The 12,975-nt window shown below is 43.8% G+C and carries 9 protein-coding genes and 1 riboswitch; all 9 genes read left to right on the forward strand.

The window, feature by feature from the left end; all coding sequences use genetic code 11:
- Positions 1 to 138 precede the first annotated feature (138 nt).
- Positions 139 to 1,458 carry a cell division protein FtsA gene (ftsA, locus tag NST56_RS08745; RefSeq protein ID WP_010334165.1) on the forward strand — a complete coding sequence of 440 codons (1,320 nt, stop codon included), beginning with the start codon at positions 139 to 141 and terminating at the stop codon, positions 1,456 to 1,458.
- Between the two features lie 35 nt (positions 1,459 to 1,493).
- Positions 1,494 to 2,642: a cell division protein FtsZ gene (gene ftsZ / locus NST56_RS08750; RefSeq protein ID WP_010334166.1), complete on the forward strand. Its 1,149-nt coding sequence runs from the start codon at positions 1,494 to 1,496 to the stop codon at positions 2,640 to 2,642.
- A 307-nt stretch (positions 2,643 to 2,949) separates the two neighbouring features.
- Positions 2,950 to 7,257, forward strand: coding sequence for a S8 family serine peptidase (locus tag NST56_RS08755; RefSeq protein ID WP_339181367.1), 4,308 nt, complete (start codon positions 2,950 to 2,952; stop codon positions 7,255 to 7,257).
- 194 nt (positions 7,258 to 7,451) lie between these two features.
- Positions 7,452 to 8,381, forward strand: coding sequence for a sigma-E processing peptidase SpoIIGA (spoIIGA, locus tag NST56_RS08760; RefSeq protein ID WP_326333699.1), 930 nt, complete (start codon positions 7,452 to 7,454; stop codon positions 8,379 to 8,381).
- Between the two features lie 62 nt (positions 8,382 to 8,443).
- Positions 8,444 to 9,163, forward strand: coding sequence for an RNA polymerase sporulation sigma factor SigE (gene sigE / locus NST56_RS08765; RefSeq protein ID WP_024121327.1), 720 nt, complete (start codon positions 8,444 to 8,446; stop codon positions 9,161 to 9,163).
- 139 nt (positions 9,164 to 9,302) lie between these two features.
- Positions 9,303 to 10,085, forward strand: coding sequence for an RNA polymerase sporulation sigma factor SigG (sigG, locus tag NST56_RS08770; RefSeq protein ID WP_010334169.1), 783 nt, complete (start codon positions 9,303 to 9,305; stop codon positions 10,083 to 10,085).
- 155 nt (positions 10,086 to 10,240) lie between these two features.
- Positions 10,241 to 11,035, forward strand: coding sequence for an ABC transporter ATP-binding protein (locus NST56_RS08775; RefSeq protein ID WP_339181371.1), 795 nt, complete (start codon positions 10,241 to 10,243; stop codon positions 11,033 to 11,035).
- Between the two features lie 8 nt (positions 11,036 to 11,043).
- Positions 11,044 to 11,146, forward strand: a riboswitch (TPP riboswitch).
- Between the two features lie 90 nt (positions 11,147 to 11,236).
- A complete protein-coding gene (locus NST56_RS08780) occupies positions 11,237 to 12,517 on the forward strand; it encodes an acetylornithine deacetylase (RefSeq protein WP_339181373.1) in 1,281 nt (426 codons plus the stop codon).
- Between the two features lie 83 nt (positions 12,518 to 12,600).
- On the forward strand, positions 12,601 to 12,846 hold the full coding sequence (locus NST56_RS08785; RefSeq protein WP_010334173.1) for a YlmC/YmxH family sporulation protein: 246 nt from the start codon (positions 12,601 to 12,603) through the stop codon (positions 12,844 to 12,846).
- Positions 12,847 to 12,975 lie beyond the last annotated feature (129 nt).

Consider the following 12,975-nt stretch of genomic DNA (forward strand, 5'->3'; position numbering starts at 1 on the left):
ATAAACATAAAATGTGAAAAGCACATAAGAATATTCCGTTGTTATTTTTTGTTACACACTTGTAAAGCCACATTCATTGTATTGTTGTTCCGCAAATAATAGAATAGAAATGATCGAAATGTGAGGAGGTGCCATAGAATGAACAACAATGAACTTTACGTCAGTCTTGACATCGGTACGTCCAATACAAAAGTGATCGTCGGAGAAATGACAGATGATTCCCTTAATATTATCGGTGTGGGAAATGTACCGTCTGAAGGGTTGAAAAAAGGCTCAATCGTTGATATAGATGAGACCGTTCATTCTATAAGAAAAGCGTTTGACCAAGCTGAAAGAATGGTAGGTTTTCCGCTTAGAAAAGCTATTGTCGGCGTTAATGGAAATTATATCAATATTCAAGATACAAACGGTGTTGTAGCAGTTTCTAGTGAAAATAAAGAAATTCAAGTAGAAGATGTCCGCCGCGTCATGGAAGCGGCCCAGGTTGTTTCAATACCGCATGAACAGCTGATAGTCGACGTCATTCCTAAACAATTTATCGTTGATGGAAGAGATGAAATTACCGACCCGAAAAAAATGCTTGGTGTGCGTTTAGAAGTAGAGGGCACACTGATCACCGGTTCAAAAACAATATTACATAACTTGCTTCGCTGCGTTGAAAGAGCCGGTGTTGAAATAACTGATATTTGTCTACAGCCGCTGGCAGCCGGTTCTGCTGCTTTGTCAAAGGATGAGAAAAATCTCGGTGTGGCTCTCATTGATATAGGCGGAGGGTCAACCACCATTGCCGTATTCCAGAACGGACACCTGACTTCTACCCGTGTCATTCCTCTCGGAGGCGAAAATATCACCAAAGATATCTCCATCGGATTGAGAACGTCCACAGAAGAAGCGGAACGTGTGAAAAAACAATTTGGACATGCCTACTATAACGAGGCTTCAGAAGATGAAGTATTTGAGGTAACCGTTATAGGCACCAATCAAAAACAAACATTTACACAGCAGGAAGCAGCGAATATCATTGAAGCAAGAGTCGAAGAAATTCTTGAGATTGCTTCAGAAGAACTTCGCAATATGGGAATTAGCGATCTGCCGGGAGGCTTCGTGCTGACAGGGGGACAAGCAGCGATGCCTGGTGTCATGTCACTGGCGCAGGATGTGCTGCAAAACAATGTCAGAGTGGCGAGCCCGAATTATATCGGTGTAAGAGATCCTCAGTATATGACGGGAGTTGGCATGATTCAATTCGCCTGCCGGAATGCTAGAATTCAAGGCAGAAAAATTGGCTTCAAGATGCCTGAAGAAGCGATACAGGAAATCGCAGTCTCATCAGCAGAGGAAGAAGAGCATCATCACCAAAATGAGATGCAGCAACGGCCAAAAGGAAAACAAAAAACACAAGCCGAACATAACAAACAGAGCAAAATGAAAAAACTATTAAGCATGTTTTGGGAATAGATAGATAGTCATTCGGCAGATTAGGAGGATTTAGCATGTTGGAGTTCGAAACAAACATAGACGGCTTAGCATCAATTAAAGTAATCGGAGTAGGAGGCGGCGGTAATAACGCGGTCAACCGAATGATTGAGAATGAAGTGCAAGGAGTAGAGTACATCGCGGTAAATACGGACGCTCAAGCTCTTAACCTGTCAAAAGCGGAAGTGAAAATGCAAATCGGCGCAAAGCTGACTAGAGGATTGGGAGCAGGTGCGAATCCGGAAGTCGGAAAAAAAGCCGCAGAGGAAAGCAAGGAGCAGATTGAAGAAGCGCTAAAAGGCGCTGACATGGTATTCGTAACAGCTGGTATGGGAGGCGGAACAGGAACAGGTGCCGCACCGGTTATTGCGCAAATCGCAAAAGATTTAGGAGCATTAACAGTCGGAGTCGTTACAAGACCGTTTACGTTCGAAGGCCGTAAGAGACAGCTGCAGGCGGCGGGCGGAATTTCTGCAATGAAAGAAGCGGTGGACACACTGATTGTGATTCCGAACGACCGTATTTTGGAAATTGTTGATAAAAACACGCCGATGCTTGAAGCATTCCGTGAAGCTGATAACGTACTCCGTCAAGGGGTTCAAGGTATTTCTGACCTGATCGCTACTCCTGGTCTCATTAACTTAGACTTTGCTGATGTGAAAACGATCATGTCTAACAAAGGATCTGCTTTGATGGGTATTGGTATTGCGACTGGAGAAAACCGTGCTGCAGAAGCTGCGAAAAAAGCCATTTCCAGTCCGCTTCTTGAAGCAGCAATTGACGGCGCGCAAGGCGTCTTAATGAACATTACTGGCGGAACAAATCTGAGCCTATATGAAGTTCAGGAAGCAGCAGATATTGTCGCTTCTGCATCTGACCAGGATGTAAACATGATTTTCGGTTCTGTTATTAACGAAAATCTTAAAGACGAGATTGTGGTTACTGTGATTGCCACTGGTTTTATCGAACAGGAGAAAGATGTTACGAAACCCCAGCGTCCATCATTAAACCAGAATATCAAATCACATAATCAGAGTGTTCCAAAACGTGAGCCGAAACGAGAGGAACCGCAGCATCAAAACACAGTCAGCCGCCAAACCTCACAGCCGGCTGACGATACGCTTGATATCCCGACATTTTTAAGAAACCGCAACAAACGCGGCTAATTGAAAGGACAAAATCGTTTTCGATTTTGTCCTTTTTTTATTTTTCCCTCAATCATTTCCATCCATCTATCATGCCTTTTGAACTATGTCTTCCTACACAGATCAACAAATCAATCTATTATACCTACCGATATTTCATGACCATCTAATCATTTTCATATATATGGAAATGAAATGACAGGAAACGACAATATCTGTAATTGAGATTGTCTACAGTTATCATACAGCGAAGTTTTGACAAACAAATTGAACTTTAAAGGAGGGACGACATTTTTTTACAAAGTGGTTTAAAAAAGGGGGATAAAAAATGAGGAAAAAGACGAAAAGCAGACTGATCAGTTCTGTTTTGAGTACAGTTGTCGTCAGTTCACTGCTGTTTCCGGGTGCAGCTGTGGCAAGCAGCAAAGGCGCCGCTTCTTCTGTAAAACAGGAGCTTCAATCTTCAGAGACGATTCAAAATAAGATATCCAGCTCATTAAAGAAAAGCTTTAAAAAAGAAGAAAAAACTACCTTTCTGATCAAATTTAAAGATCAAGCTGACACTCAAAAAGCGGCAAAATCAGCTGTCAAAAGAGCGAAATCTAAAAAGCTGACCGCTGCTAAAACGGAATATCAAAAGCGTTCCGCCGTTGTGTCTTCGTTAAAAGTGACAGCTGATAAAGCTCAGAAGGACGTCTTGAAATATTTAAACAGCCAGAAAAATAAAGGGAATGCCGATGATATTCATTCCTATTATGTAGTAAATGGAATTGCAGTACATGCTTCAAAAGAGGTCATGGAGAAAGTGGCCCAGTTTCCTGAAGTAGAAAAAGTGCTTCCAAATGAAAAACGGCAGCTTTTTAAGTCATCCGCCTCCCCATTCAATATGAAAAAAGCGCAAAAAGCGATAAAAGCGACTGACGGTGTAGAATGGAATATAAACCAAATAGATGCACCGAAGGCTTGGGAGCTTGGATATGACGGAACGGGTACGGTTGTCGCCTCCATTGATACAGGGGTTGAATGGGAACACCCTGCATTAAAAGAAAAATATCGCGGGTTTAATCCGGAAAGCCCGAATGAGCCTGATAATAACATGAACTGGTTTGATGCTGTAGCGGGCGAGTCAAGTCCTTATGATGATCTTGCTCATGGCACTCACGTAACAGGTACAATGGTTGGTTCTGAGCCTGATGGCACGAATCAAATTGGTGTCGCACCTGGCGCAAAATGGATTGCCGTTAAGGCGTTTTCAGAAGATGGCGGGACAGATGCTGACATTTTGGAGGCCGGTGAATGGATTTTAGCTCCAAAGGACGCAGAGGGCAATCCTCACCCGGAAATGGCTCCGGATGTCGTCAATAATTCTTGGGGCGGGGGCTCCGGCCTTGATGAATGGTACAGGGATATGGTCAATGCCTGGCGGGCGGCCGACATTTTCCCGGAATTCTCTGCGGGAAATGCTGATCTCTTTAACCCGGGAGGACCTGGTTCTATCGCTAATCCTGCCAATTATCCGGAAGCATTTGCGACCGGAGCGACTGATATTAACAAAAAGCTTGGCGATTTTTCACTCCAGGGACCGTCGCCATACGATGAAACAAAGCCGGAAATTTCTGCTCCAGGCGTAAACATCCGGTCTTCAGTTCCTGGCCAGACATATGAAGACGGATGGGATGGCACTTCGATGGCAGGACCGCATGTTTCTGCTGTTGCCGCGTTGTTGAAGCAGGCAGACGCCTCACTTTCTGTCGATGAGATGGAGGATATATTGACAAGCACGGCTGAGCCATTAACAGACTCTACATTCCCTGACTCTCCGAATAACGGATACGGTCATGGTTTGGTTAATGCTTTAGACGCTGTATCAGCCGTTACAGACGGTTTAGGAAAAGCAGAAGGGCAAGTTTCTGTCGATGGGGAAGATGAAGAGATGCCTGTCTATCAACATGAGAAAGTAAATGAAGCTTATGAAGGTGCCAGCCTTCCGCTTACCTTGACAGCTGAAGACAATGTGAGTGTGACTGCCGTTAAATTGGCCTATAAGCTGGATCAAGGCGAATGGAACGAGGTCAATGCGAAACGAATCAGCGGAGATCATTTGAAGGGGACGTACCAGGCGGAAATCCCAAGTATAAAGGGGACCGCATTAAGCTATAAGTGGATCATTCAGGATTTTGGCGGCCATGTTGCTGAGTCTGACATATATGATGTATCCGTAAAACCTAGCATCACTACTGGATACAAGCAGGATTTTGAAACAGAACCAGGCGGCTGGCTTATGAGCGGCACAAACAATAACTGGGAATGGGGAGTTCCGGAATCAGGCCCTCATGCAGCTGCATCAGGAGAAAAAGTATTTGGGACAAACCTGACTGGAAATTATGCCAATGGAGCGAATATGAATCTCACTATGCCTCCAATTGATGTGCCGGATTCAGGGAACCTGTTTCTTCAATTCAAGAGCTGGCACAACCTGGAAAGTGATTTTGATTACGGCTACGTTTTTGTTTTACCGGAAGGCGAAACGAATTGGGAGCAGGCTGGGGTCTATAATGGAAAGACTTCAAACTGGATCAACGAAGAAATTAATTTATCCGCATATAAAGGCCAAAACATTCGAGTGATGTTCAACCTTCAGTCTGATGAAAGCATTGCGAAAGAGGGCTGGTACATTGATGATGTTCAGCTTTCAGACAAATCTGCCGGAAAAACAGCTAAAAAGAATAAGCTGGGCGTACAAAAAACGGCAGAAAAGCAAAAGAAAAAAGCGGTTAATCCAAAAAAGGCTAAGCCTTCAACACATACAGCTGTCAAAACAGAACATAGCGCTGATATGCAGCCGCAAGCATTGCCGCTAAGAGCACAGGTCAGTGTGGTTGAAACAGGAAAATCAACCTATTCAGATCAATCAACCGGACAGTACAAGCTGACGCATAAAGCAGGAGACTATACGCTTATGGCAGAAGCTTACGGCTATCAATCGAAAACGCAAAAAGTGTCTTTGCAGGCAGATCAGACAACCCGAGCTAATTTTACGTTAGAAGAACTAAAGAAAGGCACATTAAAAGGCACTGTCATCAATAAAACAACAGGAAAGCCTGTAAAAGGGGCTTCCGTCTATGTTATCGAGGATGCCGCGGTTGAACCGGCAACTACAAACGACAAAGGAGAATATACACTTGAGGCCTATGAGGGCTCTTACTCCATTAAAGTAGCTGCGCCGGGCTATTACAGCGATGAATTTTCCGTTGAGTTAAAAGGTGATATCACAAAAGAAACTGTGCTAAAGCCTTTCGTCGGTTATCCAGGCGAGATCGGATACGATGACGGAACAGCGGAGAATGCAAATTCCTATTTTGCGGCCGGAAACGGATGGGCGGTGAAAATGTCACTGGCTGACGGCAAGGAAAAAGGCATGCTGACAGGAGGGCTATTCAGATTCTGGGATACGGAGTTCCCTGATCCTGGCGGCACAGAGTTTAAGGTCGAGGTTTACGATGCGACAGGGAAAGATGGAGCACCCGGCAAAAAAATTGCGGGACCATATCAAGCTGAAGCTCTTCGTAATGGCGAATGGACGAAAGTAGATCTCAGCTCGAAGGGGATTATGGTCGATAAAGACTTTTATCTTGTCTATATCCAGTCAAAACCTGATCCATATTCACCAGGCTTGGCAATGGATGAAACCGGGCAGTACTCAGATCGCAACTGGCAGTATGTTGACGGAACATGGCAAAAAGGGGATAAAGAAGACGGCAACTATATGATTCGTGCATTAGTCGATTATGAAGCTGCCGTACCTGACATTACTTCTCCTGCAGACCAATCATACACCAATAAGGAGAGCGTCACTGTAAAAGGAAAGGCATCTCCCGGGACGACTATAACCCTTTATAATGGTGATAATGAAGCAGGAGAAACGAAAACTGCCGCAGATGGCACGTTCGAAGCAGGGGTTTCACTCAGCAAAGGGGAAAACAAGCTGACAGCGGCTGCATCAACAGACTCCGGAACGACAGATGCTTCAAGTCCTGTTACGGTCACACTTGATCAAGACAAGCCTGAACTGACGCTCGACAATCCAAAGGATGGCGAGAAAATCAATAAAGAAGCGCTGACTGTTAAAGGCACTGTTTCAGATGACAACTTGAAAGAAGTAAAGGTTAATGGCAAAAAAGCAACAGTCACAGACGGTTCCTACTCCGCCCGTATCCTATTGGAAAACGGAAGCAACGAAGTAAAGGTGACAGCCTCTGACTTAGCAGGCAACAAGACGACGAAAAAAGCTGTCGTCGATGTGAATTTTGACAAGCCAGTTATTAACGGACTAATTCCTGGTGAGGACAAAATCTTAAAAGCCGGTGAATCGGTCAAAATCGCTTTTTCAAGCACGAAAGGGGCAGATGCAACGTTTGTCATTCGTCTTCCGCTCACGAATGCAAGAGCGAATGTACAAAACGCTACCGAGCTGCCGTTAAGGGAAATATCTCCGGGACGATATGAAGGCTATTGGACAGCAACATCTTCTATTAAAGCAAATGGAGCGAAAGTAGAGGTTATCGTTCGAGACAATTACGGCAATGAAACTAGAAAAACAGCGAATGGAAAACTATATATCAATACTGAAAAGTAAGTGTAAAAAAGCTGCCGCCCTTGGCAGCTTTTTTTCTATATACTCGCATTCATTCCCTCGACAAATTAAGCAGTTATCCCTGAAAAATTGTATGGGCCTCTCAACATTAATTGACAGACTTTCCCACAGAGCTTGCTTTATACTTATGAAACAAGAAGGGGAACAGCGTGATGCAAGAAAGAAAGGGGTCAGGTGTGAAAATCTATTTAGATGTCATTTGGCTGTTAAACTTTTGTTTTGACGCACTGTTGCTTTTACTGACGGCATTTATTTTAAAACGCCATGTGAAAAAAAGAAGATTGATAGGCGGCGCGTTTATCGGTTCAAGTATTGTCCTTTTGATGTTTACTCCTTTCTCGCCGATCGTTGAGAACCCGGCCGGAAAGCTCGCTTTTTCGGTTGTCATTGTCCTCGTAACATTCGGTTTTAAGAGGTTTCGTTATTTCTTTCAAAATTTGTTTTCCTTTTATTTTGCTACTTTTCTAATGGGAGGAGGAATAATCGGAGCACACTCATTGCTGCAGTCAAACTCTATTGTCAGAAACGGTGTCATGATTACCAATCAAACCGGATTTGGGGACCCGATCAGCTGGGTGTTTATCGTGGCTGGCTTTCCCGCATTATGGTTTTTTTCCAAGAGAAGAATCGAAGATATTGAAACAAAAAACATTCAATATGAGGAACGAGTCAGGGTACAGGCGGACCTTGGCGGCCAAACACTGCACGCAAGAGGCCTGGTGGATTCAGGCAACCAGCTGTATGACCCGCTCACAAAAACGCCGGTCATGATAATTCACATTGATAAGCTTGAACCGATTTTCGGAGAGGCTGATACGATGATTATTCGAAATGCAGACCCGATGGAAGCGATTGAACAGCTTGATGATTCGTTTCGTTTTTTAGATAAAATGAGGCTGATCCCATACCGGGGAGTAGGCCAGCAGCATCAATTCTTATTATGTATCAAACCGGATCATGTAACGATTATGACAAAAGATGAAATGATTTCCGCGGATAAATGCTTAATTGGCATCAGTACGTCAAAGCTGTCGGCAGATGGAGATTTTGACGCGATTATTCATCCGAAAATGCTGTCAGGAAAAGCCATTAAACACGTATCCTAATGTTCGCAAATGTCCGTTACTTATCATACTCATAAGACGTGACATTTAGAAGGGAGAGGAAGATGAAAAAACTTAAATTGCGGTTGACGCACCTCTGGTATAAGCTGCTGATGAAACTGGGCTTGAAAAGCGATGAAGTGTATTACATAGGCGGAAGTGAAGCTTTGCCGCCGCCATTATCAAAAGACGAGGAGCAGGTTCTATTAATGAAGCTCCCAAGCGGTGACCAGGCGGCCCGCGCTATTTTGATCGAACGCAACCTGCGGCTGGTCGTCTATATCGCCCGGAAATTTGAAAACACGGGAATTAATATTGAAGATTTAATCAGCATCGGCACCATTGGATTAATCAAGGCTGTGAATACCTTCAATCCGGAAAAGAAAATCAAGCTGGCTACATATGCCTCTCGCTGTATCGAGAATGAAATCCTGATGTATTTAAGGAGAAACAACAAAATCCGTTCAGAAGTATCTTTCGATGAACCGCTTAATATTGATTGGGACGGCAATGAGCTTCTGCTTTCTGATGTGCTGGGCACGGATGATGATATCATCACAAAGGACATTGAAGCAAACGTGGATAAAAAGCTTCTAAAAAAAGCGCTCGAACAGTTAAATGAGAGGGAGAAACAAATCATGGAACTTCGTTTCGGGCTTGTCGGCGAAGAGGAAAAAACCCAAAAGGATGTTGCGGATATGATGGGGATTTCTCAATCCTATATTTCCCGTCTGGAAAAACGAATCATTAAAAGATTGCGAAAAGAATTCAACAAAATGGTGTAAAAAATTTTTGCGGGTTAATCCCTTGATTCTACAAGGATTTCCCAATTATGACTATTTTTCGGTCTGAGTACAGTGCATATTTTTCCCACCCGAGGAGATACTTAACGTTGTACAGCAGCTCCTGTAGGGAGGGAAAAAAGTGTCGAGAAATAAAGTCGAAATCTGCGGGGTGGATACGTCCAAATTACCCGTACTCAAGAATGAAGAGATGAGAAAGCTGTTTAGGCAATTGCAGGACGAAGGTGATGATTCAGCCAGAGAAAAGCTTGTAAACGGGAACTTGCGTCTTGTCTTAAGTGTCATTCAAAGATTTAATAACAGAGGGGAGTATGTTGATGACTTATTTCAAGTCGGCTGCATCGGACTAATGAAATCCATTGATAATTTTGATCTAAGCCACAATGTTAAGTTTTCAACATACGCTGTACCTATGATTATCGGAGAGATCCGCAGGTATTTGCGCGATAATAACCCGATACGTGTCTCGAGATCACTCAGGGATATCGCATATAAGGCACTCCAGGTAAGAGAACGGTTAATCAGTGAGACAAGCAAGGAGCCGACGGCAGAGGATATCGCCAAAGTTCTTGAAGTACCGCACGAAGAAATCGTGTTTGCACTCGACGCCATTCAAGATCCGGTATCTCTTTTTGAACCGATCTACAATGACGGCGGAGATCCGATTTATGTCATGGATCAAATCAGTGATGAACGCAACAAAGATACACAATGGATTGAAGAGCTGGCTTTGAAAGAGGGCATGAGAAGGCTGAACGAGAGGGAAAAAATGATTTTAAGAAAACGGTTCTTCCAAGGAAAAACGCAAATGGAAGTAGCCGAAGAAATCGGGATTTCCCAGGCACAGGTGTCCAGACTGGAAAAGGCAGCAATCAAACAAATGAATAAGAATATTCATCAATAGCATGACGCGGAAAGCCTTTAAAACAGAAATTGTTTTAAAGGCTTTTCTATTTAGAAGCGGGCGGTTTACGTTTTCGAAAAAGTAAGGTATCCTAGTCCGTACACAGTTTTGTGAAAATTAAAACAATTCTTTGCTTTGGAAAGAGGAGGACCACAATGATTTTGCAGCTTGACAATGTCTCACTAAAACGGAATGGAAAATGGATACTAAAGGATATTCATTGGAAAGTAGAAGAAAAGGAGAACTGGGTGCTTTACGGATTAAACGGAGCAGGGAAGACCGCGCTGTTAAATATGCTATGCTCTTACTATTTTCCGACAACAGGCGAGATGCAGGTGCTTGGTCATGTATTCGGAAAAACGGAGCTGGGAGATAAACTCAGGCGAAAAATCGGCCTTGTCTCAGCGGGTCTTCAGCAAAAATTGTATCCGGCAGATTCAGCTTTTGAAATTGCTCTGAGCGGGGCATATGCTTCAATTGGCTTGTATGAAACTCCAAGTGCGGATATCAGAGAAAAAGCGATTGCCCTGCTCGAGGACTTAGGAGCCATCGATTATGCTGACCGCCGCTATGAAACTCTTTCTCAAGGAGAGAAACAAAGAGCTTTAATCGCAAGAGCGCTAATGGCTGATCCGGAGCTGCTTATACTGGACGAACCAGTTACAGGACTTGATTTTATTGCCCGGGAAAAACTGTTAGATTCAATTACACATATTGCAAACAGGGAAAATGCGCCGTCTATTCTTTATGTTACGCATCATGCGGAAGAAATTTTGCCGATTTTTGATAAAGCCCTCTTGTTAAAAAAGGGAGAAGTCTTTAGATCAGGACAAATGAAAGACATGCTGACAGATGAATCACTTTCTTCTTTTTTTGATACGCCGATCCGTGTATTATGGAATCAGGATCGTCCGTTTTTAACAAGAGCTGAGACGGTAACAAATGCATAACGACATACGATTCATCCTAGGGGTGCTTCAGAAGCTGAGAGAGACGCTTGTCTCAACCCTTATTGACCTGATCTGGATCATGCCAGCGGAGGGAAGCGGTGAAAAAAGTGGAGAATGCAGCAGCATGCACTCTGCTTTCTTTATTAAGCCGTTTCATGAATATGAAACGGCTTTTTTCTATTAAAAATAGGAGCGGATAACATGATTGATCAAGTAGAATCTTTACTAAAAAAAGTGGAAGAACAAAAGGACGAACTCATTGAGCTTGCGAAAACGCTGATTTCTTTTAAAACACCGGCGCCGCCTGCGAGAAATACAGACAGCATCCAAACATGGATTGCACAGTTTTTGCGTGAGCGGGGATTTTTCATCGACAAATGGGACGTTTATCCAGGAGATCCCAATGTTGTGGGTGTTTTAAAGGGAACAAATTCAGCAGCCTATCAAAGTTTAATCATCAATGGGCATGTCGATGTGGCAGAGGTAAGAGAGGACGAGGAATGGGTGCATGACCCGTTTTGTCCTATTGAGAAAAACGGTTTCTTAATCGGCCGGGGCGCCTCAGATATGAAAGGCGGAATGGCCTGTGTGCTGTTTGCTGTAAAGCTGATTCGTGAAGCAGGTATTGAGCTCCCGGGCGATTTGATTCTGCAATCGGTCATCGGGGAGGAGGTCGGAGAGGCCGGTACGCTTGAATGCTGCAAAAAGGGCTATCACGCAGACTTTGCAGTTGTGGCGGATACGAGCGATATGCATATTCAAGGTCAAGGCGGAGTGATTACAGGCTGGATCGAAATCAAAAGCAGTCAAACGTTTCACGATGGAACAAGACGCAATATGATCCACGCTGGCGGAGGAACATTCGGGGCGAGCGCGATCGAAAAAATGGCAAAAATCATTTCTGGACTCGGTGAGCTTGAGCGCCATTGGGCCATTATGAAACGTTATCCCGGCTTTGCACCCGGTACAAACACAATTAATCCCGCTGTTATAGAAGGAGGCAGACATGCGGCCTTTATAGCGGATGAGTGCCGGCTGTGGATCACAGTCCATTTTTACCCGAATGAAACGCATGAACAAGTGGCAGCGGAAATAGAAGATTACATCAACCGGCTGAGTGACAGTGATATTTGGCTGAGGGAAAACCGTCCTGTCTTTAAATGGGGAGGCTCTTCAATGATTGAGGAAAGAGGAGAAATTTTTCCAGCCTTGGAAATTGATCCGGCTCATCCTGGCGTTTTAGCCCTAACAGCGTCACACGAGGAAATCAAACGCGAACGCCCGGTCGTTGACGTCTCTCAGACCGTAACCGATGGCGGATGGCTTTATAATGCCGGTATCCCAAGCGTGATCTACGGACCTGGCAATTTATATAATGCTCATTCCGTTAATGAGGAGGTATCGATTGAGCAGCTCGTAGATTATACGAAAATCATGCTCACATTCATCCTTAGATGGTGCAGCCGTAAAAAAGAACAATGATCATGAAAATTTCTCCTTGCTGACAAGGTTCAGCCCGCCCGTTCATATACTAGAAAAAAGGACCGAAAAAGGACGTGATGGGAATGATCAGCATTTCAGAATTTCAGGTGAAAGATGTCGTCAATGTTTCTAACGGAAAAAAATTGGGGAGCATCGGCGATATTGATATCAATGTCACTACAGGAAAAATTCAGGCGATTATTCTAGGGGGAAATGGAAAAGTTCTCGGTTTTTTTGGAAAGGAAGAGGAAATGGTCATTCCTTGGCGAAATATAGTTAAAATCGGTGAAGATGTCATTTTAGTCCGATTAAGTGAATCCCATGCTTAGCTTTTTTGCCGCTGATTGTCAAATGCCGGAAGTCTGAACTCTTCCGGCACATTTCATTTATGAAATATGCAAATCGGCGCTAAACGAATGCAGAAAGATGTGGTAAAATAAGTGGGAAATTACGCCTTA

It is taken from the genome of Bacillus sp. FSL R5-0560, assembly GCF_037966305.1.
GTDB lineage: Bacteria > Bacillota > Bacilli > Bacillales > Bacillaceae > Bacillus > Bacillus mojavensis.